Origin of the sequence: Stappia indica (assembly GCF_009789575.1) — a bacterium.
Lineage (GTDB): Bacteria > Pseudomonadota > Alphaproteobacteria > Rhizobiales > Stappiaceae > Stappia > Stappia indica_A.
This window is the reverse complement of sequence record NZ_CP046908.1, coordinates 3,808,992-3,835,262: the sequence shown is the minus strand read 5'-3', so window position 1 is coordinate 3,835,262 and position 26,271 is coordinate 3,808,992. Positions and strand designations below refer to the sequence as shown.

Genomic DNA, 26,271 nt, shown 5'->3' with positions numbered 1-26,271 from the left:
CGGGCGCGCGGTCTTGACGGGGGGACCAAGGTGCGGTCCCCTCGCGGGACACACAGCACCAACCGGATCCCGCCTTGGCAGACAGCGACAACCTTTCCGAATACTCGGTGTCAGAGATTTCCGGCGCGATCAAGCGCACGATGGAAGACGCCTTCGGCTATGTGCGCGTGCGCGGCGAGCTCGGGCGCATCTCGCGCCCCGGTTCGGGGCATATCTATCTGGACCTCAAGGACGCGCAGTCGGTGCTGTCCGGCGTCATCTGGCGCGGCCAGGCGGGCCGGCTGAAGATCCAGCCCGAACAGGGGCTGGAGGTGATCGCCACCGGCAAGATCACCACCTTTCCCGGCCAGTCGAAATACCAGATGGTGATCGATTCGCTGGAGCCGGCGGGCGTCGGCGCGCTGATGGCGCTGCTGGAGGAGCGGCGGCGCAAGCTTCTCGCCGAGGGCCTGTTCGCCGAGGAGCGCAAGCGGCGCCTGCCCTTCCTGCCCAAGGTGATCGGCGTCGTCACCTCGCCGACCGGCGCTGTGATCCGCGACATTCTCCACCGCATCTCCGACCGGTTTCCGCTGCATGTGCTGGTCTGGCCGGTGCGGGTGCAGGGCGAGACTTCCGCGCGCGAGGTGGCGAACGGCATCGAGGGCTTCAACCGCATGCTGCCGGGCGGCGCGATCCCGCGCCCGGACGTGATCATCGTGGCGCGCGGCGGCGGCTCCATCGAGGACCTGTGGGGCTTCAACGACGAGATCGTCGTGCGGGCTGCGGCGGCGTCCGAGATCCCGCTGATTTCCGCGGTCGGCCACGAGACCGACTGGACCCTGATCGACCATGCGGCGGACCTGAGGGCGCCGACGCCGACGGGCGCGGCCGAGATCGCCGTGCCGGTGCGCGGCGAGTTGATGGCGAGCGTCGACGGGCTGGCGCGGCGGCAGATCTCCGGACTGCTGCGGCTGATCGCCGGGCGGCGGACGGAATTGCGGGCGGCCTCCGCCGCCCTGCCCTTGCCGCGCGACCTGCTGGCGCTGCCGCGCCAAAGGCTCGACACCTATGCGGAACGGCTGGCCCCGGCGCTGCGCGCCGGCCTTCGCGACAAGCGCGGCCGGCAGATGATGGCCGCCGGTCGGCTGTCGCCGCACACGCTGGCGCGCACGGTGCTGATCGCGCGCGAGCGGCTCGGCGGGCTGGAGGCGCGGGCGCTCAGGGCACATCGCCAGCAGCTGGCCCGCGACCGGGCGCGGCTCGACGGCGTCTCCAAGCTTTTGGAGAGCCTCTCCTACAAGAATGTGCTGTCGCGCGGCTATGCGCTTGTACGCGATGCGGACGGCCAGCCGCTGCGCTCGGCCCATGGCGTCCGGCCGGGCGATGCGCTCACCATCGAGTTCGGCGACGAGAGCCGGCTTGCTGCGACCGCAGCCGGCGACGGCGAACCCGATGTGGGCAGCGGAGCCAGCAGCGGAGGACGCGAACCGGCACAGCCGGCGCCGGCACCGCGTGCCAAGCCGCGCCCGGCCGCCAAGCCGCGCGAGAGCGGACAGGGCTCGCTGTTCTGAGGGGCTGCGAGGCTTCGGCCTCCCTGGCGTCCTCCCGGGCAAGCGAAGTGCGACCCGGGACCGGGGAGGCACGGCGGTTGTCGTGTCTTTCGGAAGCACTTCCGATAGGCCCTCGGCTCGCCGATCCCGCATCTCCGCTTCGCTGCGTGCGGGATGACGCAAGGAGAGGTCAGCAGACTCCCGCAACCGCTCTGGGAATGAATAGGCCCCGGCTCTGCGCTTGCGCTTGGCCGGGGTGACTTCGGAGGATGGGGTGAGGCCGCGCAATCTTCTCAGGCCGTCCTCCCGGGCAAGACGCAGCCGCGACCCGGGAACCATTGGCACCCTCGGCAGATGTGAGGCGGAGGACGCTCACCCCACTCTCGGCTGTCATACCTGCGAAGGCAGGTATCCAGTATCCGCCGGGGCAGATGGTGGCGCGAAGGCAGCCGCCGACATTTCGGTGGCTGCGCTCCGGCTCGACTCGAACCGTTCGGGGTTACTGGTTCCCGGTCTTCGGCTTCGCCGAAACCGGGACGACACGCAGTGAGTGGGAGCGCGCGTCGGCGTGTCTCCCGCAACCGCTCTGGGAACGAATAGGCCCCGGCTCTGCGCTGCGCTTGGCCGGGGTGACGGCCGAGGGGATGGGGTGAGGCCGCGCAATCTTCTCAGGCCGTCATCCCGGCCGCGCGCAAGTGCAGAGCCGGGAACCATTGGCACCCTCGGCAGGTGTGAGGCGGAAGACGCTCACCACGCTCTCGGCTGTCATACCTGCGAAGGCAGGTATCCAGTATCCGCCGGAGCGGGCAGGTTTGCGAAAGCGGCACCCCCAGCCTCGGCGAGGGTTACTCGCGGTAACGTCGCGGCTCCGGCCGCACGATCGGGGGTTACTGGATCCCGGTCTTCGGCTTCGCCGAAACCGGGACGACACGCAGTGAGTGGGAGCGCGCGTCGGCGTGTCTCCCGCAACCGCTCTGGGAATGAATAGGCCCCGGCTCTGCGCTGCGCTTGGCCGGGGTGACCTCGGAGGATGGGGTGAAGGCGGAGAGAATATAAGGCGGCCCTCCCTCGGAGGCCGAAGCGTTGCAAACAAAAGGGGCGCCCGGCGGGCGCCCCTTTCCTGTCTTCGGGCCGATGCCCTCCCTCACATGATCGAGGGCAGGAAGGTGATGATGGCGGGGAACGCCACCAGGCCGCCGATGGTCAGGATGTCGGCAACGAAGAACGGCACACAACCGCGGAAGACTTCCTGCACCGGGATGTCGTCGCGCACGCCCGCCACCACGAAGCAGTTCAGCCCGATGGGCGGGGTGATCAGGCAGAGCTCCGCCATCTTCACCACCAGGATGCCGAACCAGATCGCGCACATTTCTCCCGACAGGCCGAAGGCGCTGTCGGCGGCCGAGACGGTCTCGCCGCCATTGAGCGCCATCACCGCCGGATAGACCACCGGCAGCGTGAGGATCAGCATGCCGATGGCGTCCATGAACATGCCGAGCACCGCATAGACGCACAGGATGAGGATGAGGATCAGCCACGGCGACATGTGCAGCGAGACGATGAACTGCTCGAAGGCTTCCGGCAGGCCGGCAAAGCCGAGGAAGCGGACATAGACCAGCACGCCCCAGATCAGCGTGAAGATCATCACCGTCAGCTTCGCCGTCTCGTGCAGGGCCTGCCACAGCTGCTTGCCGCGCATGCCGTTGACGAAGGCCGAGACCAGCACGACGAAGGCGCCGAGCGCGCCGGCTTCCGTCGGCGTGGCATAGCCGTAGTAGAGCGAGCCGAAGATGATCGCGACGACGGCGATGATCGGCAGCGTTCCCGGCACGGAGGCGAGGCGCTGGCCCCAGGTGAAGCCGCGCACGGGCGGGGCGTCGCCCTTCCACATGGCCATGCCGATGATGATGGCGACGTAGACAGCCGCCGAGAAGATGCCCGGCAGGAAGCCGGCGAGCAGCAGCTTGGCGACCGACTGCTCCACCAGGATGGCGTAGATCACCAGGATCGCGGAGGGCGGGATCAGCGAGGCGAGCGTGCCGCCGGCCGCAACGACCGCCGCCGACAGGCGCTTGGAATAACCGACCTGCAGCATTTCCGGAATGGCGACGCGGGCGAAGACCGCGGCCGTTGCGACCGAGGCGCCGGAGACGGCGGCAAAGCCGGCGGTGGCGAAGACCGTGCCGACCGCCATGCCGCCGGGCAGCCAGCCGAGCCAGCGCTTGGCCGCCTCGAACAGCTGCCGGGTGAAGCCGGCATAGAAGGCGAGGAAGCCGATGAGGATGAAGGTCGGCAGCACCGACAGCGAATAGGTCACCGACTTGGAATGCGGGATGGTGCCGGCCATCTTGAGGGCCGTAACGACACCGCGCTCGAAGCCAAGGCGCATGCTGAAGATGGCGATGAGGCCGAGCGTGCCGACCAGGGCGGCGGCGAAGGCGACACGCATGCCCAGCACGACGAGGACCAGCAGCAGGCCGGTCATGATCAGTCCGATTTCGAACGGGGTCATCGCGGCGTCTCCTGCCCCTTGCCGGAGGCGTCGTCGTCGCCGAGCGCTTCCTCGATTTCATGACGGGCGACGGATTCGACGTCGGCCAGGACCGGCACGGCGACCGGCTCGGCGGACGGATCGCGCACCAGGCGCCAGTAGCCGTAGAGCTGCAGCGTCAGGCGCAGCAGCAAGAGGGACAGGGCGACGGGGATGACGAGCTTCGACGGCCAGGTGGGCAGGCCGATGTCGATGGAGCTGTCGCCGATGGTCCAGGAGCGCTCGAAATGGAACCAGGAGCCGTAGATCAGCGCGGCAACGACGATCCAGATGCCGAGGATGCCGATGACCTCGGCGATCCACATGGCCCGGCCGCTCAGCTTGCCGAGGAACAGCTCCATGCGGATATGGCCGCCGACGCGCTGGCAATAGGCGATGCCCATGAAGGCGAAGACCGCCATCGCCTGCTCGGTAATGTCGATGAAGCCGGGCACCGGCCAGTTGAAGGCATTGCGGCCGACGATCTGGAGGACGGCGAGCAGCATCAGGGCGAGGATGCTGACGGCGGCGATCATGTTGAAGGCGTTCTCGACCACGCGCAGCCATCCGTCGAAGCGGATATAGGTGCCGGGCGGGCCGCTGTGGGCGGTTGGCGATGTCATGACAAGCTCCGGCCGGCCGGCGCGCAGGCGGAAGGGCTCAGCCTTCGGCCGCAGGCGCTGCGCCAGCTCATGGGGTCCATGGGGCGATCAGGGGCGGCGGGCCCCACATGAGGGCGAGGGCCCGAGGGTGCACGGGAAAGGCGCCGGCCGCCTCGAGCGAGACAGCCGGCGCGCATCCGCTATGTCCGCGTCAGTCGAGCTTGGACAGGGCGAGGTCCAGCAGCTCCTGGCCCGGAAGCCCCTGGGCATTCATCTTCTGCACCCAGGCGTCCCAGATCGGCTTGCCGGCCCGCTCCTTGAAGGCCTGCAGCTCTTCCTTGGGGAACTCGACCTGCTCGATCTTCATCTCTTCCAGCGTCGGGTACCACTTCTGGTACACCTTGTCGTACTCGGCGAGATAATGCTCCATCGCGCCCGCGACGGAGCTGTCCAGCGCCTCGCGGAAATTGTCCGGCAGGGCATCATAGGCGGCGGCGCTGACCACGACCGGGCAGCTGACCGTGCCCGGGTTCAGGTTGTTGGTCCACCAGTTGCCCGCGTCGATGGTGCGGAACGACAGGTGGGCGTGCGGGGCGAAGGACGCCGCGCGGACCGTGCCGGAATCGATGGCCTGGAAGGTCTCCGAGGCGGTGACGGTGGTCGGCACGGCGCCGATGGTGGTCATCGCCTGGCCGATGCCGCCCAGCGCGCGCACGCGCATGCCCTCGAAGTCGGACACCTTGGTCGGCGCCTCGCCCTTGCCGACGAAATTGTACTGCGGCATCGGCGAGGACATCAGCAGCCTGGCGTCCCAGCGCATCAGGTCCTTGGCGACCGCCGGGTGCTGGTAGATCGTGTTTTCCAGCTCGATCTGGGTCGGCAGGTCCGGCACGCCGAGGAACGGCAGCTCGATGACCGTCAGGGTCGGGTTCTTGTCCTCGTGGTAGCCGGCGCAGATCTGCGCCATCTCGAAGGCGCCGATGGAGATGCCGTCGAGATTCTCGCGCGACTTCGACAGGGCCTCGCCATAGGCGATGTTCAGCGTGAATTCGCCGTTGGTCTTCTCGCTGACCAGCTCGGCGAGCTTCTCGATATGTTCGGTGAAGGCGCGGCGCTTGCCCCAGACGGAGACGTTCCACTCGAGCGCCATCGTCTCGGTCGCGAAGCCGAGACCGAGGATCGTCGTCGTGCCAAGCACGGCGAGCTTGCGGGAAAGGGTCATGTCAGTCCTCCCAAGATCCGGCCGGTGGCCGGCCAGATGCCAGTTTGGGCCGGGCGCCGACCTTGCGCCGCGGCCATCTCGCTATCCTCGCCCATCCTCCCTGACAGGCGATTGGCATCAGCTAAGCACGCGGCGTGCCAGATCGGCCGCAATCGCCCCGAGAGGGCAGGAATCGGGACAGAAAAAGGCAGGGCGCAGCGCATTGCACTGCAGCAGGAACGGCGCCGACCGGCAAAACCTTGCCGAAAGGTTACCAGCCATCGGCAAGATCTTGCCGATGGCGAGGATCAGCCCTCACTCACCCCCTCGCCGGTGCGGCTGAGGCCGAGGCGCGCCATCTTCTCGTTGAGGGTGCGACGGGGCAGGTCGAGCTCGTCCAGCACCGGGGCGATGCGCCCGTCGTGGCGGCGCAGCGCATCGACGATGACGCGCCGCTCATAGTCCTCCATCAGGTCGCGCAGGCGCCCGCGCGGCGCCCCTTCCGCGCCAGGGGCCGCGCCGGTGACGAGATCGCGCAGCGAGGGCGCGCCCATCGGCGCGTTGAGCACGAAACGCTCGGCGGCGTTGCGCAGCTCGCGGACATTGCCCGGCCACTCGTGCGCCGCCAGGAAGCCGGCGTCGTCCGGCGACAGGGCGACGCCGTCGATGCCGTATTCGGCCATGAAGCGGTTGACGAAACTGTCGAACAGCAGGCGGATGTCGCCGCCGCGCTCGCGCAGCGGCGGGATGCGGATCTCCACCGCGTTGAGCCGGTAGACAAGATCCTGGCGCATCAGGTTCTCCGCCACCGCCTGACGCGGGTCGACATTGGCCGCGCTGATGATGCGGATGTCGACGGGCACCGCCGAGCGCCCGCCGATACGGTCGACCTCCCGCTCCTGCAGCACCCGCAAGAGCTTGGGCTGCAAGGCGAGCGGCATGGAGGGCACCTCGTCGAGGAACAGCACGCCGCGGTCAGCCTGCTCGATCCGGCCGATGCGGCTGCGGTCGGCGCCGGTGAAGGCGCCGGCCTCATGGCCGAAGAGCTCCGCCTCGACCATGGTCTCGGGGAGTGCGGCGCAGTTGAGCGCGACGAAGGGCGCATCGGCGCGCGGCGACAGGTCGTGGAGGGCGCGCGCCACCACCTCCTTGCCGGTGCCGGTCTCGCCGATGATCATCACCGAGGCGTCGGTGCGGGCGAAATGGCCGATCTGCTCGCGCAGGCGGACCATGGCGGCGGATTCGCCGATGAGGCGGGCGGAGAGACCGCTCATGTCGCTGAGCCGGCGGCTGAGCGCGCGGTTTTCCAGCACCAGCCGGCGGTGGCCGGTGGCGCGGCGGACCATCGCCGCCAGCATGTCCGGATCGAAGGGCTTTTCGATGAAATCGGCGGCGCCCTGGCGCATCGCCTCCACCGCCATCGGCACGTCGCCATGGCCGGTCATCAGGATCACCGGCAGGTCCGGGTCGATCTGCTTGACCCGCCGCAGCAGTTCCAGGCCGCTGGCGCCGGGCAGCAGCACGTCGGAGATGACGCAGCCGGGAAAGTCCGGGCCGAGGCGCGAGAGCGCGGTCTCCGCATCCACCGCCTCGACCGGATCGAAATCGGCAAGCCGCATCCACTGGCGCAGCCCGGCGCGCATCGAGGGATCGTCGTCGACGACGAGCACCGGCGTGCGCTTGCCCGCTGCAGCTTGCGGATCGCTGTCGATGGTCATGCTGTCCTGCTCCCCACGCCTCGTGCGCCTGCCGCCCTCACTGCGCACCGGCCTCGTCGAGCTGGTGCGAGGGCGCGCGCGCCTCCTCCCCGCCTCGCTCCGCCCCGTCCCGCTCCGCTGCCAGCGGCAGGGACAGGATGAAGCAGGCGCCATCGGACGTGCGGCGCGGCCGCGTCTTCAGGGCGCCGCCGAGGTCTTCCACGATCCTTGCGGAGATCGCAAGCCCGAGGCCGAGGCCGGTCGCCGCCGGCTTGGTGGTGAAAAAGGGCTGGAAGATGCGCTCGCGCAGCGGCTCGGGAATGCCCTCGCCATTGTCGAGGATCTCGATGACGGCACGCCCCTCCTCGATCCGCGCGCGGGCCTCGACGACGGGCGCCTCCACGCCCTGGCAGGCGTCGATGGCGTTGCGCAGCAGGTTGACCAGCACCTGCTCGACGCGCAGCGGCGCGGTGTTGGCGGTCATCGGCTGCGAGGGGAGATGCAGCTGCAGGGCGACACCGCTTTCCTCGATGCGCGGGCGCACCAGCTTGGCGCTGGTCTTCAGGCAGTCGCGCAGGTCCACCGTCTCGATGCGCGATTCGCCGGGGCGGGCGAAGCGCTTCAGCTCCTGGGTCAGCGTCGCCATGCGGTGGCGCAGGGCGTCGATCTCGTCGAGATTCTCCGTCACCGCCGCGGTCTCGCCGCGCTGCTGGTAGAGCCGGGCGCCGGAGACGAACATGCCGAGCGCGGCCAGCGGCTGGTTGAGCTCATGGGCGACGGCGGCGGACATTTCGCCGACGGCGGCAAGGCGCCCGGCGCGGGCAAGGTCGGCCTGGGTGTCGCGCAACTCCTGCTCGACCCGGCGGCGCTCCTCGATCTCGTCGACGAGACGGCGGTTGAGATCGCGCAAGGTCGCCGCGTCCTGGCGCAGGCCCGCGGTGACGCGACCGAGCCTGCGGCTGCGCAGCACCAGCAGCCAGATGGCATAGAGCAGGATGAGGGTGAAGGCGCCGGCCCAGACGAGGCCGCGGGGCGCCCGCACCTCGCTCATCGGCGTCAGGTAGTGGATGGTCCAGTCGAGCATGCCGACCCTGAGCCGGGCCTGCCGCCAGGCCGTGCCGCCGATGACGAGGCGGGTCTGGTCCAGCGCCCCCTGCTGCAGACTGGCGAGCCGGGCATTGCCGTATTGCCGGTCGGAGCGGATCGCGGCGACGACCATGTCGTCGAGCGGGGCGATGGAGGAATAGCGCCAGTCGTCGCGGGTGCCGAGAAAGACGACGCCGTGCACGTCGGTGACCATCACGGTCTCGCCGGCCTCGCGCCAGTTGTTCTCCAGCCGTTCCATGTCGACCTTGACCACCACCACGCCCTGCACCGGCGCGCCGGCAGGCGTCGACCGGGCGAAGAAGAAGCCGGGCTCGCCGGTGGTGGCGCCGACCGCGAAGAAGCGCCCTTCCCCGCCGTCCTTCGCTTCCTGGAAATAGGGACGGAAGGAATAGTTGTTGCCGACGAAGGACCCGGCCGTATCGAAGTTGCTGGCCGCGACCGTGAGCCCGTCCGCATCCATCACATAGAGCGCGTCCGCGCCGGTGGTCGCTGCAAGGTCCTTAAGGAAACGGTTGGCCGAGGGGGCTGCTGCCGGGTCCGCCAGCACGCCGACGGCGCGCGGATCGCGGGCGACGATATAGGGGAGATAGCGGTGCTTCTCGAGCTCGCGCAGGATGGTCTCGCGGTAAAGGGTCAGTCGCTCGCGCGCCGCCGCATCGCTGCGCAGGCCCGATTGCACCTCGGCCCAGTCGGCGGCGAGAACCGCAAGCAGCAGCACCAGAACGGGCGGGAGGAACAAAAGCGGCCGCCGCAGGCGCGCCGGCAGCCGCCACGGGCCCCAAGGCGGCGTGCGCCGGACGGGGTCCTGCAACCTGTGCGCGCCGCCCTCCCCTTCCCCGGGCGTGGACAGCGGGGCCGCCGGGCCGTATGTCTTTGCATCTGTCATGGCCGGTTCTTGCGGTCCTGATCCAACCCTATGGCGACATCATTGTTCTGGGAGGAACGCCGATGCAGTTTTCGTTGAGCGAGGAAGAGTATCTCATCCAGGACACGGCGCGAAAGCTCGCCGAGGACAGGATCGCACCGCTGGCCGAGGAACTGGACCAGGGCGGCGGGCGAGAGGCCTTTCTCGCCAATCTGAAGCTGCTTGCCGAAAACGGCTTCATGGGCCTCAACGTCTCGCCCGACCATGGCGGCACCGGCGCAGGCAGCGTCGCCTTCGCCATCGCGGTGGAGGAGATCGGCAGGGCCTGCGCCTCCACCGGCGTCACCGTCTCGGTCTCCAACATGGTGGCGGAAGTCATCCAGGCGGTGGGCAACGACGACCAGCGCGCCCGCTACCTGCCGCTGCTGACCGACGGCACCTATGCCGCCGGCGCCTTCTGCCTGACGGAAACGGGCGCGGGCTCCGACCCGGCCTCGATGCGCACGCGCGCCGAGCGCGACGGCGACGACTACGTGCTGAACGGCTCCAAGCTCTACATCACCTCGGCCGAATATGCCGGCGTCTTCGTGGTGTGGGCGGTCACCGACAAGGAGGCGCCGAAGGGCAAGGGCATCAGCTGCTTCCTGGTGGAGGCGGGCACGCCGGGCCTCGTCATCGGCAAGGCCGAGAAGAAGATGGGCCAGACCGGATCGGCGACCAACGAGGTGCATTTCGAGAATTGCCGGGTGCCGGCAAGCGCCCTGCTGGGCCGGGAGAACGACGGCTTCCGCATCGCGGTGGGCGAGCTGGCCGGCGGGCGCATCGGCATCGCCGCCCTGTCGCTGGGCATCGCCCGCGCGGCGATGGAGCGGGCCAAGGCCTATGTGAAGGAGCGCCGGCAGTTCGGCAAGGCGATCTCCGACATGCAGGGCGTGCAGTGGATGATCGCCGACCGGGAGACCGAGCTGGAGGCGGCGCGGCTGCTGATCCTGCAGGCCGCCGCGCTGAAGGACGAGGGCAAGCCCTTCGCCCGCGAGGCCTCGATGGCCAAGCTCTTCGCCTCGGAAGCGGCCCAGCGCGCTACCTATGCGGCGCTGCAGCTGCATGGCGGGGCGGGCTATATTCGCGAATATCCGCTGGAGCGGCTGGCGCGCGATGCCCGCATCACCACGATCTACGAGGGCACCTCGGAGATCCAGCGGCTGATCATCGCCCGCGAGGCGCTGCGCGACCAGTAAGGCCGAGGGCGGTCCATCGCCAAACGAAAAGGCCGGCGAGGAGCGCCGGCCTTTCCATGCACCATGTGCGGCAAGGTCAGTCGGACGGCAGGATCACCTTGTCGATGACATGGATGACGCCGTTGTCGGCCTTGATGTCGGCGGTGATCACATTGGCCCCGTCGACGGTGACACCGCTGTCGGACTTCACCACGGTGATCGTGCGGTCGCCCTCGCCCTTCAGCGTCTCGACCTCGGTCGAGGCGGCCGGGATCTGGTCGGAGGTGATCTCCTGGCCGACCACGTGGTAGCTGAGGATCGCGGCCAGCTGGGCCTTGTTCTCCGGCTTCAGGAGGTTGTCGACCGTGCCTGCGGGAAGCGCTGCGAAGGCCTCGTCGGTCGGCGCGAAGACCGTGATCGGGCCAGGGGCGGACAGGGCCTCGACGAGACCGGCGGCCTGTGCGGCCGCGATCAGCGTGTTGAACGTGCCGGCCTGCTGGGCCGTCTCGACGATATTTGCCGCATTCGCGGTGCCGGCAGTGGCCAGAGCCGTCGCGAGAGCCGCACCGATGAAGTACTTGCGCATGATTGCCTCCGTTGTCATTTATCGGGATACTGACGCACATCTCATGCGGCAGGGTCCTATTGTTCTTACGCAGGCGCGGCGCATCGGATGAAATACTGACCGGATAAAATCGTCGAGGATTTAAATCTGATCCATCCCGTGCAACGATGCGTAACCGCGCGCCCAGTCCGGGACACGCGCGCATGTCCGTTCCACGCCCGAAGATTGATCCCGGTCAAGGATCGGGCGGATCGGACGTCCTAGTTTCGGCACAACCCCCGCGGCGGCCTTTCCGGCTGCAGCGGCACGGTGTGAGATGGAGGGACACGATCCATGGCTATCAAGGACATCCTCACGCTGGTCGACCTGGCCGGCAAACAGCACGCGGCGCAGGCGGCACTCGACCTGGCAACCCGCACCGGTGCGCATGCAACCGGACTGACGGTCGCCTTCGAGCCGGTCGTCCCCGGCTTCATCGCCGGGCCGATGCCGGCGGACTATATCGAGATCGCCCGCAACCAGGCGCTGAAGGCGGCGCAGAGCGCCGGCGAGACCTTCAGCGAGATGGCCCGCAAGGCGGGTGTCGCGGCCGAGCTGCGCACCGCCGAAGTCATCACCGGCGGCTCCGCAGAAGCGGTGCTGGCCCATTGCCGGCTGACCGACCTGGTCGTCATCGGCCAGGACAATCCGGACGCGCCGGAGCCCATGCGCGAATTGCTGATCGAGACGGTGCTGTTCGAGGCCGGCGTGCCGGTGCTGGTGGTGCCCTATATCGGCGGCAGCCTGAAGATGAAGAACGTCATGGTGGCCTGGGACGGCAGCCCGACGGCCAGCCGCGCCGTCCATGCGGCCATGCCGATGCTACAGATGGCCAAGAAGGTCACCGTGATGATCGTGGAGACCGGACGCCGCAGCACCGGCGGCGAGCCCGGCTCCGACATCGCCACCTATCTCGCCCGGCACGGCCTGTCGGTCACCGTCGACGTGGTGCCGCGGCCCGGCTCCGGCGTTGCCGATGCGATCCTCAACTACGTCTCCGACCACGACGTCGATATGATCGCGATGGGCGGCTACGGCCATTCGCGCATGCGCGAATTCCTGTTCGGCGGCGCAACGCGCGAGATCCTCGCCTCGATGACCGTACCGGTGCTGATGGCGCACTGACCCGCCGGGCAGAGAATGTCTGCCGGCCACGAGTTGCTTTCGAGCGCGGCCCCAGGCCTGACGCCCGAAAGCGAGGCGCCGCCACATCGGGGGAAGTGGCGGCGCCTTCATATATTTACTGCCTTTGACTTCCCCGTCTTTCGCGCCACACTCTCCGGCAGGACCGGCCGCGCCGCCGACCAACCCGGGTGATTGCCGATGACGATCCGCAACCTCGAAGCGCTGTTCCGCCCGGCCTCGCTGGCCGTGGTCGGACCCGACCGCTTCGGCGATGAGGTGCCCGAGCTGCTGCTGTCGCGCCTTGCAGGCGGCGGCTTTGCCGGAGACATGGCAACAGTCGCCTGTCCGCGGGACACGGGCGGCGGGCGCATGCGCGCGGTCGCCACCATCGCCGAGCTGCCGTTTGCCCCCGACCTTGCGCTCTATCTGGGCGCTCCCGAGGACGCACCGGCCGCAGTCGCGGCCCTCGGCGCTGCCGGAACGCGCGCCGTTGCCGCCCTGTCGCCCGGCTACGACCGCTGGGACGAGGCCACCGTCACCGCGACGCTGCAGGCCGCCCGCCCCCACACGCTGCGCCTGCTCGGCCCCGGAAGCCTCGGCATCGCGGCCCCTGCGACCGGGCTCGCGGCGCATCTGGGCGTCTGCGAGGCCGGCAAGGGCGACCTTGCCTTCATCGCCCGCTCGGGCACGGTGGTGAATGCCACGCTGTCCTGGGCGAAGGCCAACGGCATCGGCTTTTCCGCCATTGCCTCGCTCGGCCAGCGCACGGATGTCGACGTGTCGGACCTGCTCGACTGGTTCGCGCTCGACTACCGCACCCGGGCGATCCTGGTGCATCTGGAAACCATCGCCAATCCGCGCAAGTTCCTGTCGGCCGCCCGCGTCGCCGCCCGGTCCAAGCCGGTCGTCGTGCTGCGCTCGGGCGCCAGCCGCGAGCGGATCGGCGAGCGCGTCACCCATGCCGGGCGGATCGCCGTGCAGGACGCGGTCTACGATGCGGCGCTAGCGCGCGCCGGCGTGCTGCGTGTCGGCGATATCGACGAGATGTTCGAGGCGGTGGAAACGGTGAGCCGGGTGAAGCCGGTGGCCGGGCGGCGCCTTGCCATCATGGCGACCGGCGGCAGCCTGGCAACGCTGGCCGCCGACCAGCTGGAGCGGCAGGGCGGGCAGCTGGCCGAGCTCGACGGCGCCACGGCAGAGCAGCTCGCGCCGCTGCGCCGAAAGGGGCAGAGCCGGGCCAACCCGCTGACCCTGCACGAGACCTCGCCGCCGGCGCGCTATGGCGAGGTCGCCAAGGCGCTGCTGAAGGCCCCCAATGTCGATGCGGTGCTGGCAGTGGCCGCCCCCTCCGCCTTCGTGGACCTGGAAGGCATCGCCGGCGAGCTGGCCAAGGCCCATGGCGAGACGCAATCGGGCTACGGCCGGCGCAAGCCGCTGCTGGTGGCGCTGACGGCCGGGCCGCCGCTGCCGCGCCAGCCGCTGGATGCCGCGCGTATCCCCTGCCACGGCAGCGCCTCGGAGGCGGTGCGCTCGTTCATGCATCTGGTGCGCTACGCCGATGCCCGCGAGATGCTGATGGCGGCCCCGCCCAGCCTGCCGGCCGGCTTCACCACCGACAGCGAGACGGCACGCCGCCTGGTGCGCGGCGCGCTCGACAGCGGGCGAACCTGGCTCGATCCCGGCGAGATCGCCGAGCTGCTGGCCTGCTATGGCATCAAGCAGGCGCCCGGCCGCCTCGCCGCCTCGCCGCAGGAGGCCGAGATCCTGGCGCGCGACCTGTTGATGCAGGCCGAGCGGCTGGCGCTGAAACTCGTCTCGCCGCAGCTGCCGTTCAAGTCGGATGTGGGCGGCGTGGTGCTCGACCTTGCCTCGCCGGAGGCGGTACGGATCGCCGCCGCGACGCTGCTGGAGCGGATCGGCACGGCGCATCCGGCAGCCGAGATCACCGGCATCCTGCTGCAGCCGATGGTGCGCTCGGCCAGCGGCACGGAGATCTTCATCGGCCTTGCCGACGATCCGGGCTTCGGGCCGGTGCTGCTGTTCGGCCACGGCGGCACGGGCGTCGAGGTGATGGGCGACGTGGCGCTGGCGCTGCCGCCGCTCGATCTCAATCTTGCCCATGCGCTGATCCGCCAGACGCGGGTGAGCCGGCTGCTCGCCGGCTTCCGCAACCGGCCGGCGGCCGATCTCGACGCCATCGCGCTGACCCTCGTCAAGGTGGCGCAGATCGCCGTCGACCTGCCGGAGGTGCACGAGCTCGATCTCAACCCGCTGGTCGCCGATGCCGACGGCGTCATCGCGCTGGACGCGCGGATCGCCCTGCGCGAGCCGGAAGTGCATCGCGGACGCCACCCGACCTCGCGGCTCGCCATCGCCCCCTATCCGAAGGAGTGGGAGACGCAGCTGCAGCTCAAGGACGGCAGCACCGTCGACATCCGTCCGGTGCGGCCGGAGGACGAGGAGCGCTATCGCCGCTTCTTCGAGAAAGTGTCGCCGCACGACCTGCGGCTGCGCTTCTTCGCGCCGGTCAAGGAGTTCAACCACGCCTTCATGCAGCGGCTGGTGCAGCTCGACTATTCGCGGGCCATGGCCTTTGCCGCAACCACGCCGGGCACGGACGAGATCCTCGGCGTCGTGCGCCTGCATGCCGATCCGGACCACCGGACCGGCGAATACGCGATCATCGTCCAGTCGGACCTGAAGGGCCGCGGCCTCGGCTGGGCCTTGATGCAGCTGATCATCGACTATGCGCGCTCGGACGGCATCGAGACGATCACCGGCGAGGTGCTGAAGGAAAACACCACCATGCTGGCGATGTGCACCGCGCTCGGCTTCACCGTGACGTCGTCCGTCGACGACGACGCCATCGCCAAGGTGACGCTGCCGGTCGCAGCCGCCGGCGAGAAAGGCGCAGGGCCCGCCTGAGGCGGGCCGGGCCGGGTCAGCCGGCGCGGATCTGGCTCAAGCTGCGCACCGGGGTGATCGCCTCCGGATCGAGCTTGAGATGCAGCAGGGCCGGCCCGCCGGAGGCCGCCGCCCGCTTGAAGGCGGGGCCGAACTCGTCCGCCGTCAGCACCGTCTCCGCATGGGCTCCATAGGCGCGGGCAAGGGCGGCGAAGTCCGGATTGACGAGGGTCGTCGCCGAGACGCGGCCCGGGAAATCCCGCTCCTGGTGCATGCGGATGGTGCCGTACATGCCGTTGTCGACGACGACGACGATGATCGCCGATCCATCCTGCACCGCCGTGCCGAACTCCTGCATGGTCATCTGCAGGCAGCCGTCGCCGGCAAAGCAGACGACGCGGCGGCCGGGCGAATGCAGCCCGGCGGCGACGGCAGCCGGAAGGCCGTAGCCCATCGAGCCGCTGGTCGGGGCGAGCTGGGTGTTGTTGCGGCGGAAGCGGTGGAAGCGGTGCACCCAGGTGGCGTAGTTGCCCGCGCCATTGGTCAGCACCGCATCGTCCGGCAGGTTTTCCTCCAGCCAGTCCATCACCTGCGCCATCTGCAGGGCGCCCGGCACCTTGGGCCGCGCGCCCGACCAGGCGAGATAGGACTTGTGGGCCTCGTCCGCGCTGCCCGACCAGGCGATCTCGTTCGGCGGCTGCAGCCCCTCCAGCGCGGCGGCAAAGCCGATCGGGGTCGCATGGATCGCCAGATCGGGGAGATAGACCCGGCCGAGTTCCTCGGCGCCGGCATGCACATGCACCAGCGCCTGGCGCGGCGAGGGAATGTCGAGCAGCTCATAGGACTGGCTCGGCATCTCCGACATGCGCCCGCCGACGAGGAGCAGGAGGTCCGCCTCCCTCACCCGCTCGGCCAGCGCCGGGTTGATGCCGATGCCGACATCGCCGGCATAGTTGGGATGCAGGTTGTCGAACAACATCTGCCGGCGGAAGGAGCAGGCGACCGGCAGGCGGAAGCGCTCGGCGAAGCGGGCGAAGGCCGCGCGCGCGGCGTCGTTCCAGCGGCTGCCGCCGAGAATGGCGAGCGGCCGGCGGGCCGCCCACAGGCGCTTTTGCAGCTCCGCCATCTGGGCGAGCGAGGGATGCGTCTCGACCGGGCGGAAGGGCGGCAGCTCCGCCACCTCGGCGGTGCGGGCAAGCGTGTCCTCCGGCAGGGCGAGGACCACCGGGCCGGGGCGCCCGGACGTGGCCACATGATAGGCGCGAGAGAGCATCTCCGGGATGCGGGCCGGGTCCTCGATCTCGGCCACCCACTTGGCGATACCGCCGAACATCTGGCGGTAGTCGACTTCCTGGAAGGCGTCGCGGCCGCGCATGCCGGTCTCGATCTGGCCGACGAAGAGAATCATCGGCGTGGAATCCTGCTGGGCGACATGCAGGCCGGCGGCGGCATTGGTGGCGCCGGGGCCGCGGGTGACCATGCAGATGCCGGGCCGGCCGGTCAGCTTGCCCCAGGCCTCGGCCATCATCGCGGCGCCGCCTTCCTGGCGGCACACAGTGACGGGAATGGAGGCATCGTGCAGCGCGTCGAGCACCGGCAGGTAGCTCTCGCCCGGCACGCAGAAGACGCGGCCCGCGCCGAGCTGCTCCAGCGCCTTGACCAGCAAAAATCCGCCCGTACCGGAGATCCGGCGCGCCTCGTTCCCGTGCATGTGGTTCCATCCCGATCAATGTGTTGCTGCCTGCCGGTATACCTGCCGGCGGGACCGGGTGCAAAGGCACGAGTGTCGGCACCTCATTCCGAAGCGGAATGAGTCTTCCTCCGAAGGGAAGGCTCACACGTCCTGGACGGTCACCACCTGGAAGGTGTGCAGGTCGCCGTCCTCGTCGCGGATGGAGACGTATTCGCCGGGCACGAAGGCATGGGCGGCGAAGCGATAGCCGGACTCGTCGTCCTCGTCGCCGCCGATGTCGTAGCGGAAGGCCCAGGAGCCGCCCGGCCGGTGCAGGAGATGGCCGATGTCCTCCTCCTCGTCCGCCCAGAAGCGGCGCACGCGGCAGGCGTCGCGATGCGCCTTCCACTGCGCCGCGTCGATATGGCCGTCCTCCCCCAGAGGCGCGACGAACTCGTAGCCGTGGCGGGCCGAGCCGCCTGGAAAATCGTGGGTGCGGGCGAGATTGAGCCGGATCTTCTTCAAACCGGTGTGGGCGGTCATCTGGGCTTGCTCCCGTTGCGCCGGCACCGCGTGCCGGCTGGTGTTGTCGTTTCGCCTCCAGTTTGCCCGAATGGAGACTTGCGACAATGAGCAGGATCAAGCTGGGAGCAGGATCACGCCGGCCGTCGGAAACAGGAACAGCTGCTCGGAGGAAAAAAAGCGGGGCCGTTGCCGGCCCCGTATCCCCTGAGACAAAAGGGGCGGGGCCGTTGCCGGCCCCGTATCCCCTGAGACAAAAGGGGCGGGGCCGTTGCCGGCCCCGTATCCCCTGAGACAAAAGGGGCGGGGCCGTTGCCGGCCCCGCCCGGGGTCAAACGCGAGGTGCCTGGGAGGGGGAAGGCCCCCGCGTCGAACCCTGACCGATGCCTGTCAGACCGCGATGGCCCGAAGCGGCACAGCCTCGACCGGAGCGGCATGGCGCTCGGCCGTCTGGCGACGGCGGCGGACGCCCTGATAGGCGAGGCTGTGGTGGAACTCGCAATAGGAGCGGCCGTTGTCGGCCTCATGGCTGCAGAAGTGGAAGTCGGCATCCGCCGGATCGCCGATCGGCCACTTGCAGGTGCGGCTGGTCAGCGTCATCAGCGTGACGCGGTCGCCCTGCTGCGCCTGGAGGGCGGCGTCGAAGCCAAGGCCCAGGCCGCGCTGGAACTGCTTCTCCATGATGCTTTCGCGCGGGGCCGGCTTGGCACCGACCAGGGCGAGCGAGGGCTTGCCGCGCTGGACCCGCTGCTTGGGGCGATGGCTGGTGGCGGGCGAACGCTTGGGAAGCCCCATGCGATGCGCCTTGCCGATCACCGCATTGCGGGTGATGCCTGCCATCACATAGGCGATCTGGCTGGCGCTGAGGCCCTGCAGCCAGAGCTTCCTGAGCAGATCTTCGCGTTCCTGTGTCCAAGCCATGTTCAGCCCCGCTTTCCTGTCTTCAGCAAACCTGGTGCGGACACGCAGGTTTCCTGTCCCGTCGGAGCCCCTTTCGGGCACCGACGGCTGCCAACATCCTGATTTTCCGGTAGCGACTCTCACCGCCGCGACGAGCTTTCCGAGCGTTCCCGCCCCGCGGCCCTACCACTCGATGAACCTGTCAACGAGTATGCGTATTGTATAGTTAACGATACCTTAACGCGTCAATTGAATGAGATTTCCATTCTGGATTTTACTTTTTATTCTCAAGTATTATTGCATTTATCGACTTAACAACAATATCAATTACATCTTTCTGGAATTTTCTGCTTATCTCCTCTTTATCCTGACCTGGGTGAGCAAAGTTCATCTGATCAGAGATAGAAAAAACAAGCTTCTGGTTTTCTTTTCGCATTTCCAGGATGCCGTCGGCGCACATTTTCTCGATCTTTCGACGTACTGTCGAGTATGGAATGTCCGTTTCCTCAGAGATAGTTTCAATATCCGCGTCGATGCGGTTCGCATTCGCGATGGATATCGTGGTAATGATCATCAGATTCCCGAGGTCTTTTACTTCATACTCCTCCATGAACCGGAACATGAGGCTGAAAAACATCTCGTAGAGACGGAGAATCCGGTGGGCCTGAGTCGGGAGTTCATCATCCTGACGCGACATGAAGCTCCTCCCTGTATTGCTCATTCGTCATTTTGACGAAACTGGCCCGTTTGCAGCGGCGATTCCCGGCAGTTCAAGAGGCAAGGCGCGAACGCAGCCGCCAATCCCCTGGGTAATTTGTGCAGCTCGTCAGATTTTCCACAAATTTTAACCACAAAGGCCTTGCGCCGGTTCAATCGTTGGAGATGTCGAAAACCATCGCCATGACGGCCCTGACCATGTCGACGCTCATGTCCGGCGGCGCTCCGTCGCGCTCGCCGACCTCGGCCGACCATAGGTAAACTACTGACTTGCCTCGCCGTTCCTTGGCGATGCGGCCGTTGTCCAGATAGGGCTTGAGACGGCGCTCGATGGTCGAGCGCGAGGACTCGAGTTTCTCGGCGAGGAGTTCGGCATCCATCGGCGCGCCGCGCAGGTCGGCGATCGCAACGAGCACCAGCATCAGCACATCTGACATGTCCTGCACGTCGAGACGCTCGCTGATCTGCAGCGTCAGGTCGTAATAGGTCTCGAGCAGCCGGCGCATCCGATAGGCGGTTGCATCGCCGGCACGACCGGTCGGTCCGCTGTCCTCTGCCATTTCCCCCAATCCGCCTGCATATCTGATTGTTCCGGCGGCTCCCATGGCAGGGTGCCTCAAGATGCAGGAGGGAGGCAAGAAAAGTCGGACATGCTCGAAGGTGCGCGTGATGGGGAGCGCGCGATGGGGCGCGCGTGATCGCGATGCGCGGCGGCGGCAGGGCCGACCCGTCACTGGCAAGGGATGCAAGAATGAAACGAGGGGGAGAGGCGAATGGTACAGACGGTTGGAGTTGAACCAACGACCTTCGGAGCCACAATCCGACGCTCTAACCAACTGAGCTACGTCTGCACGTCAATTCGGTGGCGGAACCTAGTTTGAAACGACGGTGATTGCAAGAGGTGCAAACCGCCTTTCCGCCCGTTCGTCCACAGGCCTGCATCGCGCCGGGCAACAGCCCTGTTACGACGCAAAGAGCCCGGGCCTTTGCGGCCCGGGCTCGATATCTGTCCGGTTCGCGACCGGAGGCGGATCAGGCCGCCTTGAAGTCCCTGGACGCCTTCTCGACGGCACCCTTGAACGTCTCGTTCATCTCGCCGGCCAGCTTGGTGGACAGCTCCTGCATGTCCTTGGCCTGGGCGCCGAACGCATCGAACTGCGAGCGGGCGAAGGAGGTCTGCAGCTCGATCGCCTCGGCCAGGGTCTTGACCTCGAACAGGTCCTTGACGAACTGGAACGTGGCGTCGGTGTTGGTGCGGGCCGCGTCGACAGCCTTGTGGTTGAAGTCCAGCACGCTGCGGCGGGTGGTCTCGAAACCATCCTCGAGGAGATCGGTCGCGTCCTCGGCAGCGGTCTTGAGCTTGGAATAGGCCTCGCGGGCCTGCTCGATGCTCTTCTCGGCCATCTCGCGGGTCACGGCAGGAATTTCCATCTTCGGCATGTTGAAAGCCTCGAAATTCGGGAAAGCGGAAACGGTCGCGTCGGCGGCCTTGGCAGTCTTGGCACGCGGCGCCGTCTTCGGCGCAGCAGCTGCGGTCTTGGTCTCGGTCATGGTATGCTCCTTTGGCAGTTCGCTCGCCCTGGGGCGGGCCTGCCTTGCGGGGAAAGCCTGCGACCTGAACGCCAGATGCGCTGGTCGCCATCTACAGGTTTCTATATAGCAAGGATTATTGTGCATTGCAACATTAATATTGCGCTGCACAATGAAATACCAGATTGGCGGCCCCGATCAGCAGCCCCAGACGGGAACCAGCCGGCCGCGCGCCCTCTCCGCGAAGGGCCGCGATCCGATCCTTTCGCCCCCCAAGCGGGCGAAGGAAACAGGCGGGCGAAGGAAACCGGCGCCCGACCGATCACCAACCGGTGCCGGGCGCCGGCCGATGCCTCAGTCGCGGGTCTTGCGCGCGACGTCCTGTGCGGTGCGGGCGGCCTTGTCGCCGAGCTCGCGGACCTGCTCGCCGAGCGCTTCCATCTGCTTCTTCAGATACTCGCTCTGCAGCTGCATCATCTCCTGCGGGTCCTTGGCGCGGACCATCTTCTGGGCGAGATCGAAGGCCGCGGAGACGTGCTCCTCGGTATATTCGAGCGCGGTGCGGCCCATGTCGTTGGCCCTGGCCTTGACGGTCTGGGCGGTTTCTTCCGCGCTGCCCACCGCCTTGCGGGTCGCCGACATGTATTCGTCGAAGGCCTTGCGGGCCTGATCGACGCTCTGGTCGGCGAAGTCGCGCATCTGCTCGGGGATTTCAAAGCCTGTCTTGTCGCTTTTCGTCACGATGCCTCTCCTTCACACTGATCTGATTGACGCTGATCCGACCCCAAAGGCCCGAGGGGGCCCGGCCCGCTGCCGGCACGCGAAACCCGCAATGCCTGCAACGCATGCGATCCTAGAGGAAATCGGGCCGAATGGGAGTCCCGGGCACGAACGAGGCCTTTCAAAGTCATATCGACGCCCCACATCCGGATTAACCACAGTTCAAGAGAAACCGGCCATTTACAGTGGCTGACGTGGACGACTCGGATGCGAAACGATATTTACTGTTTGTTTACCGCGTCGGATTTCGAAAGCTCGGCGTAGTCTCGAGTGTCTGTCGACAAAGGCCCGTAGAAACAGGACCTTGCCGGCGCCTCCCCGACCCGGAGGCCCGGATGCGGCGGTCGAGAAGCCGGGAAGGCTGCAATGGCGGAGTGAGCATGCCCATGAACAGCCAGTTGAGCACCTTCATGGCGTTGAGCGGCCTGGCGACCGCCAGCAGCCATCTGACGGATGCGCGCCCGGCCTGGATCTGGGCCGAGGACGGCAAGACGCTGCTGTGGGCGAACCCGGCGGGCGCGGCCTTCTTCGGCGTCGGCACCCTTGCGGCGCTGTCCGAACTCTCCGGCCTCGGACGTGCCCCGGCGCGCCCGCATATCGCGCGGGTGGCCGCCAGCGGCTCGACCGAGCGCGACACGATCGACCGCCTGCGCTTCTATCGCGGCCTCCGGGTGATGCTGCTGACCTGCACCTGCCGGCGGCTCGACCTGCCGAACGGGTCCAGCGGCGCGCTCATCGTCGCACTGGACGCCCCGGCCAATCCGGGCGACGGCGAGGAGATCGCGCTTGTCGACTTCCTGGCCGGCGAGGACCGTGTCGCCGTGCTCTACCAGCGGGACGGAAGCCTCAGGACCAGCGGCAGCGACCTCGACCTGCCCGACGGCGACAGCGTGCGCGCGGCCCTGCGCCAGGCCAAGCATGCGCCGCTGCGCCGTGCCTTCGCCTTCGGCGAGCAGCTGCACGAGGCGGCGGTGCTGACGCTGGACAGCGGCTCGGTGCTGATGGTCGCAGAGGCCAGCGGACGCCCGCTCGTCGAGGACGCTGCCCCGGTAGTTGCTCCGGAAATCGCGCCAGTCATCGATCCGGCAACCGCTCCCGATCCGGGCGAGGCCGCGGAGCCGGCAGGCATTGCGGCCCCCGTTTCGGACCCTGTGAGCCCGGATGCCGATACCGCGACGCCGGCGCCCGCAGCAATGCCTCCGCGCAGCCGCCTCAGCATGGGCGGCCTCTACGCCTTTGCCAGCGGCACGCGGTTTCTTTCGGCAGGCCGGACGACCGAGGCCGCAGAGCCGGCTGCGCTGATCTCACGCACAGATGCCGCCGCACCGCAGGACACAGCGCCCAGCACCGAGGACCTGCTTGCGCATGACGACATCGCCGACGACCTCCATGAGGCCGACCGGCCGGCCGTGACGGCGCCCGAGATCCTGGAGACCCCAGAGATCCTGGCGACCCCAGAGATCCTGGCGGCCGAAGACGAGGCGCCCGCTGGCGAGACCGGCGACGAGGAAATCCGCGAAGAGGAAATCGGGGCGCTCGAGACGACCGAGACGCTGGTCGCAGCAGCGGAAGCGGTTGCGATCACCGACGCGGCGCCGGAAGAGACCCTTACCGAGGCCGCCCCGGAGGCAGCCGGTACGGAGGCGACCGGTACGGATGCGGACGCCCTGCCCTCGCCTGCCGTGGAGACCGCTGCAGAGGATGCGGCGAGTGCCGAGGCGGAAGCCGAGGTGGCGACTGAGGCCGATACCTTCGGCGAAGACGCGGGCGAGACTGCCGACGAAGCGCGCTCCGATGAGACGCCCGTCGCCGGTGCATCGGGCTTTGCCTTCGAGGCGCGCGAGCGGCCCGTCCGCTTTGCCTGGAAGATGGATGTCGAGCGGCGCTTCACCTTCATTTCGCCCGAGTTCGCCGAGGCGCTCGGCCCGCAGGCGGCCGATGTGGTCGGCCTCAGCTGGGAAGAGGTGGCCGAACGGTTCGATCTCGACCGAGATGGCCGCGTTGCGGCGGCCCTGCGCCGGCGCGACACCTGGAGCGGGCGCACCGTCGACTGGCCGGTCTCCGGCGCGGCCCTGCGCGTGCCTGTCGACATGGCGGCGCTGCCGGCCTTCGACCGCCAGCGGGTGTTCGAGGGCTTCCGCGGGTTCGGCGTGTGCCGGACCGGCGAGGCGTCCGAGGATGCGGCGGCGACCGGCCTGGCGCTGGTGCTGCGCGAGGACGCGGCCGCAGAGCCGGAGGACATCGCGGCCGCGCAAGGCCCTGCCGACGATGCCGGCACCCCCGCACCGGAGACAGCGCCGGAGACGGATGCAGAGATTGCGACAGAGGCTGCGGACGCCGGCGAGACCCTGGGCACGGGCGCAGGCGCAGGCGCAGGCACGGGCGCAGACGACACGCCGGCCCTTGCCGCCATGCTGGGCTCGGATCCGGAAGACCAGGCCGCCGAGCCGGCGCCGCGGGAACTGACCGCCGACGTCGCCGACCTGCTGGATCTGCCGGGCGCGCGGGAGATCGACGACATCTTTGCCGCCGACGCGGCAGACGCGGAAGCAAAAGAGGCCGAGGAAGAGGACGCCGCCTCGCTGGCCGAAAGCGACACTGCGAGCGAGAGCGCACAGGACGGCATTGAGGCGAGCGCAGAGGAGGTGCCCGCCGCCAAGGCCGATGCGCCGCCGGAGGCCCTGGCCGAGGCCGGCCCCTCGCCGGCCGGGGACGACGATACGGGCGCAGAGGGTCTGGACGGGGGCGATCTCGACGCGGACGACGAGGCCGGGACGGAACCCGAGGCGGTCGAGGCAGAGCCTGCCGCGCACGAGGCGAAGTCCGACGACGCCCCCGCCGCACCGCCGCAAGCCGGCCTGCTGCCGCTGATCGAACCGCAGGCGCCGGTGCACACGCCCGACACCCGCACGCCCGCGCAGGAGGCTCCGGCTCCGCGCCGCGACGAGGAGCTCGACACCTCGCGCCTGTCCAAGCCCGAGCGCGAGGCCTTCCGCAAGATCGCCGAGGCGCTCGGCGCGCGCAGCGAGCTGGACGAGGAGGCCTCTGCCGCGCCGACCCACACCATCGCTCCGGCAGCGGACACGCCCGCGACGGACGCGGCAACAGGCACGCAACCCGCAGGGTCCGAACCGGCGGAGCCCGTCTCGCCGCAGACTGCCGACACTGTCGGCGGGCGCGAGGCCTCCAATGTCGCCAGCCTCGGTATCATCCCGCGGGTGCAGGCACCCGCCCCGCGCGCGGCCCGCACCAGCCTGCTCGACAAGCTGCCGGTCGGCGTCGCGATCATCGCCGGCGAGGATGTCGACTATGCCAACGCGACGCTGCTCGACCTGCTCGGCTATGCCGATCTCGACACGCTGAAATCCGTCGGCGGGCTGGACGCGGTCTTCGCCGAGCCGGAGGACTGGCCGAGCGCCCTGCCCGGCGCGATGACCGAGCGGACCATGCGCATCCGGCTCTCCGACGGCGGCACCAAGCCGGTGAAGGCGCGGCTGCACACCGTGCCGTGGAAGGAGGGCACGGCGCTGATGATGTCGCTGCTCGACCGGCACGACCCGGCGCAGGAAGCCGCGCTCGACCGTCTGCACGAGGCGCAGTCGGCACTGGGGCTGGCCGAGGAGCACCTGGCCGAGATGGATGCGGTGCTGGAAACCGCGACGGACGGGGTGCTGATCCTCGACGAGGGCGGCCGCATCGTGAAGGTGAACCGCTCGGCCGAGGCGCTGTTCGACGGCGCCCGCGAGGAGATGGTCGGCGCGCCGCTGACCGACTTCCTGGCCCCGGAGAGCCACCGGGACGCCAACGACTATCTGGACGGGCTCGCCCGCAACGGCGTCGCCAGCGTGCTGAACGACGGGCGCGAGGTGATCGGCCAGCTGCGCTCCGGCGGGCTGATCCCGCTGTTCATGACCATCGGCCGGGTCGGGCACGGCTCGGAAGGGCCGCGCTTCTGCACGGTGCTGCGCGACATCACCCAGTGGAAGACGGCCGAGGAGGAACTGACCGACGCCAAGCGGCAGGCGGAAAACGCCAGCTCGCAAAAGTCGGACTTCCTGGCCAAGATCAGCCACGAGATCCGCACGCCGCTCAACGCGATCATCGGCTTTTCGGAAGTGATGATGGAGGAGCGCTTCGGCCCGGTCGGCAACGACCGCTACAAGGGCTACCTGCGCGACATCCACAATTCCGGCTCGCATATCATGAGCCTGATCAACGACCTGCTCGACCTGTCGAAGATCGAGGCGGGCAAGCTGGACCTGACCTTCGAGGCGGTGTCGGCCAACGACATCATCCGCGAATGCGTCGCCCTGATGCAGCCGCAGGCCAACCGCGAGCGGGTGATCATCCGCGCCAGCCTGCCGACCTCGGTGCCGAAGATCGTCGCCGACGGCCGCTCGGTGCGCCAGATCGTGCTGAACCTTCTGTCCAACGCCATCAAGTTCAACCAGCCGGGCGGCCAGGTGATCGTGTCGACGGCGCTGGAGGACACCGGCGAGGTGATCCTGCGGGTGCGCGACACGGGGATGGGCATGAGCCATCAGGACCTCGCCGCGGCGATGGAGCCGTTCCGCCAGCTGCACACCGCCCGCCATGGCGGGGGCACCGGGCTCGGCCTGCCGCTGACCAAGGCGCTGGTGGAGGCGAACCGGGCGAGCTTCCGCATCGACTCGGAAGTCAACCACGGCACCCTGGTGGAAGTGACCTTCCCGCCGCAGCGCGTGCTGGCCGAGTAATCGGGGCCTTTCGCGAAGGCTCTACGTGCGGGA

18 protein-coding genes and 1 tRNA gene are annotated in these 26,271 nt (G+C 68.5%); 5 read left to right on the top strand and 14 right to left on the bottom strand.

Features of this window, described 5'->3' with window-relative positions:
• The first annotated feature begins 74 nt into the window (after nucleotides 1-74).
• On the top strand, nucleotides 75-1,550 hold the full coding sequence (xseA, locus tag GH266_RS17895; RefSeq protein WP_158195036.1) for an exodeoxyribonuclease VII large subunit: 1,476 nt from the start codon (nucleotides 75-77) through the stop codon (nucleotides 1,548-1,550).
• Between the two features lie 1,123 nt (nucleotides 1,551-2,673).
• Here xseA and GH266_RS17890 read toward each other — a convergent pair.
• From GH266_RS17890 to GH266_RS17870, 5 genes are all read right to left on the bottom strand, one after another.
• Nucleotides 2,674-4,041, bottom strand: a complete 1,368-nt coding sequence (locus tag GH266_RS17890; RefSeq protein ID WP_158195035.1) for a TRAP transporter large permease — start codon at nucleotides 4,039-4,041, stop codon at nucleotides 2,674-2,676.
• Nucleotides 4,038-4,682: a TRAP transporter small permease subunit gene (locus GH266_RS17885; protein ID WP_158195034.1), complete on the bottom strand. Its 645-nt coding sequence runs from the start codon at nucleotides 4,680-4,682 to the stop codon at nucleotides 4,038-4,040. The genes GH266_RS17890 and GH266_RS17885 overlap by 4 nt, the downstream gene beginning before the upstream one ends.
• A gap of 190 nt (nucleotides 4,683-4,872) precedes the next feature.
• The gene (gene dctP / locus GH266_RS17880; protein ID WP_158195033.1) at nucleotides 4,873-5,883 is read right to left on the bottom strand and encodes a TRAP transporter substrate-binding protein DctP; all 1,011 of its coding nucleotides are present in this window, start codon (nucleotides 5,881-5,883) and stop codon (nucleotides 4,873-4,875) included.
• 287 nt (nucleotides 5,884-6,170) lie between these two features.
• Nucleotides 6,171-7,580: a sigma-54-dependent transcriptional regulator gene (locus GH266_RS17875; RefSeq protein ID WP_158195032.1), complete on the bottom strand. Its 1,410-nt coding sequence runs from the start codon at nucleotides 7,578-7,580 to the stop codon at nucleotides 6,171-6,173.
• A 37-nt stretch (nucleotides 7,581-7,617) separates the two neighbouring features.
• Entirely contained in the window at nucleotides 7,618-9,405 is a 1,788-nt protein-coding gene (locus tag GH266_RS17870) for an ATP-binding protein (RefSeq protein ID WP_158195031.1), read from the bottom strand.
• Between the two features lie 209 nt (nucleotides 9,406-9,614).
• Here GH266_RS17870 and GH266_RS17865 point away from each other — a divergent pair, with 209 nt between their 5' ends.
• Nucleotides 9,615-10,769: an acyl-CoA dehydrogenase family protein gene (locus GH266_RS17865; RefSeq protein WP_158195030.1), complete on the top strand. Its 1,155-nt coding sequence runs from the start codon at nucleotides 9,615-9,617 to the stop codon at nucleotides 10,767-10,769.
• Nucleotides 10,770-10,845: 76 nt separating this feature from the next.
• Here GH266_RS17865 and GH266_RS17860 read toward each other — a convergent pair whose 3' ends face one another.
• Nucleotides 10,846-11,334: a fasciclin domain-containing protein gene (locus tag GH266_RS17860; RefSeq protein WP_158195029.1), complete on the bottom strand. Its 489-nt coding sequence runs from the start codon at nucleotides 11,332-11,334 to the stop codon at nucleotides 10,846-10,848.
• Between the two features lie 312 nt (nucleotides 11,335-11,646).
• Here GH266_RS17860 and GH266_RS17855 point away from each other — a divergent pair, with 312 nt between their 5' ends.
• Both GH266_RS17855 and GH266_RS17850 read left to right on the top strand, forming a co-directional pair.
• Nucleotides 11,647-12,477 (top strand): universal stress protein, encoded by an 831-nt coding sequence (locus tag GH266_RS17855; RefSeq protein WP_158195028.1) that lies wholly within the window; start codon nucleotides 11,647-11,649, stop codon nucleotides 12,475-12,477.
• Between the two features lie 198 nt (nucleotides 12,478-12,675).
• Nucleotides 12,676-15,402 carry a bifunctional acetate--CoA ligase family protein/GNAT family N-acetyltransferase gene (locus tag GH266_RS17850; protein WP_158195027.1) on the top strand — a complete coding sequence of 909 codons (2,727 nt, stop codon included), beginning with the start codon at nucleotides 12,676-12,678 and terminating at the stop codon, nucleotides 15,400-15,402.
• A 16-nt stretch (nucleotides 15,403-15,418) separates the two neighbouring features.
• Here GH266_RS17850 and GH266_RS17845 read toward each other — a convergent pair whose 3' ends face one another.
• From GH266_RS17845 to GH266_RS17810, 8 genes are all read right to left on the bottom strand, one after another.
• Nucleotides 15,419-17,092, bottom strand: a complete 1,674-nt coding sequence (locus GH266_RS17845; RefSeq protein ID WP_158195026.1) for a thiamine pyrophosphate-binding protein — start codon at nucleotides 17,090-17,092, stop codon at nucleotides 15,419-15,421.
• Between the two features lie 123 nt (nucleotides 17,093-17,215).
• Nucleotides 17,216-17,596, bottom strand: coding sequence for a hypothetical protein (locus GH266_RS17840; RefSeq protein WP_158195025.1), 381 nt, complete (start codon nucleotides 17,594-17,596; stop codon nucleotides 17,216-17,218).
• A 369-nt stretch (nucleotides 17,597-17,965) separates the two neighbouring features.
• Nucleotides 17,966-18,496 (bottom strand): GcrA family cell cycle regulator, encoded by a 531-nt coding sequence (locus tag GH266_RS17835; RefSeq protein ID WP_158195024.1) that lies wholly within the window; start codon nucleotides 18,494-18,496, stop codon nucleotides 17,966-17,968.
• Between the two features lie 253 nt (nucleotides 18,497-18,749).
• The gene (locus GH266_RS17830) at nucleotides 18,750-19,172 is read right to left on the bottom strand and encodes a helix-turn-helix domain-containing protein (protein ID WP_158195023.1); all 423 of its coding nucleotides are present in this window, start codon (nucleotides 19,170-19,172) and stop codon (nucleotides 18,750-18,752) included.
• Between the two features lie 172 nt (nucleotides 19,173-19,344).
• Nucleotides 19,345-19,752 (bottom strand): helix-turn-helix domain-containing protein, encoded by a 408-nt coding sequence (locus tag GH266_RS17825; protein ID WP_158195022.1) that lies wholly within the window; start codon nucleotides 19,750-19,752, stop codon nucleotides 19,345-19,347.
• Nucleotides 19,753-19,966: 214 nt separating this feature from the next.
• Nucleotides 19,967-20,043: transfer RNA gene (locus tag GH266_RS17820), tRNA-His, on the bottom strand.
• A 181-nt stretch (nucleotides 20,044-20,224) separates the two neighbouring features.
• On the bottom strand, nucleotides 20,225-20,743 hold the full coding sequence (locus GH266_RS17815; RefSeq protein ID WP_158195021.1) for a phasin: 519 nt from the start codon (nucleotides 20,741-20,743) through the stop codon (nucleotides 20,225-20,227).
• Between the two features lie 333 nt (nucleotides 20,744-21,076).
• A complete protein-coding gene (locus tag GH266_RS17810) occupies nucleotides 21,077-21,463 on the bottom strand; it encodes a phasin (RefSeq protein ID WP_244953710.1) in 387 nt (128 codons plus the stop codon).
• Between the two features lie 419 nt (nucleotides 21,464-21,882).
• Between GH266_RS17810 and GH266_RS17805 the strand changes: the two genes are divergently transcribed.
• Complete coding sequence (locus GH266_RS17805) at nucleotides 21,883-26,238, top strand: ATP-binding protein (protein WP_209001480.1); 4,356 nt, start codon at nucleotides 21,883-21,885, stop codon at nucleotides 26,236-26,238.
• The last annotated feature ends 33 nt before the right edge of the window (nucleotides 26,239-26,271 follow it).

Coding starts and splice junctions, on each gene's coding strand:
- GH266_RS17850 (WP_158195027.1), top strand. CDS start 12,676: ATGACGATCCGCAACCTCGAAGCGCTGTTCCGCCCGGCCTCGCTGGCC.
- GH266_RS17890 (WP_158195035.1), bottom strand. CDS start 4,041: ATGACCCCGTTCGAAATCGGACTGATCATGACCGGCCTGCTGCTGGTC.
- GH266_RS17830 (WP_158195023.1), bottom strand. CDS start 19,172: ATGTCGCGTCAGGATGATGAACTCCCGACTCAGGCCCACCGGATTCTC.
- GH266_RS17860 (WP_158195029.1), bottom strand. CDS start 11,334: ATGCGCAAGTACTTCATCGGTGCGGCTCTCGCGACGGCTCTGGCCACT.
- GH266_RS17875 (WP_158195032.1), bottom strand. CDS start 7,580: ATGACCATCGACAGCGATCCGCAAGCTGCAGCGGGCAAGCGCACGCCG.
- GH266_RS17840 (WP_158195025.1), bottom strand. CDS start 17,596: ATGACCGCCCACACCGGTTTGAAGAAGATCCGGCTCAATCTCGCCCGC.
- dctP (WP_158195033.1), bottom strand. CDS start 5,883: ATGACCCTTTCCCGCAAGCTCGCCGTGCTTGGCACGACGACGATCCTC.
- GH266_RS17815 (WP_158195021.1), bottom strand. CDS start 20,743: ATGACCGAGACCAAGACCGCAGCTGCTGCGCCGAAGACGGCGCCGCGT.
- GH266_RS17845 (WP_158195026.1), bottom strand. CDS start 17,092: ATGCACGGGAACGAGGCGCGCCGGATCTCCGGTACGGGCGGATTTTTG.
- GH266_RS17865 (WP_158195030.1), top strand. CDS start 9,615: ATGCAGTTTTCGTTGAGCGAGGAAGAGTATCTCATCCAGGACACGGCG.
- GH266_RS17805 (WP_209001480.1), top strand. CDS start 21,883: ATGCCCATGAACAGCCAGTTGAGCACCTTCATGGCGTTGAGCGGCCTG.
- GH266_RS17825 (WP_158195022.1), bottom strand. CDS start 19,752: ATGGCAGAGGACAGCGGACCGACCGGTCGTGCCGGCGATGCAACCGCC.
- GH266_RS17885 (WP_158195034.1), bottom strand. CDS start 4,682: ATGACATCGCCAACCGCCCACAGCGGCCCGCCCGGCACCTATATCCGC.
- GH266_RS17855 (WP_158195028.1), top strand. CDS start 11,647: ATGGCTATCAAGGACATCCTCACGCTGGTCGACCTGGCCGGCAAACAG.
- GH266_RS17835 (WP_158195024.1), bottom strand. CDS start 18,496: ATGGCTTGGACACAGGAACGCGAAGATCTGCTCAGGAAGCTCTGGCTG.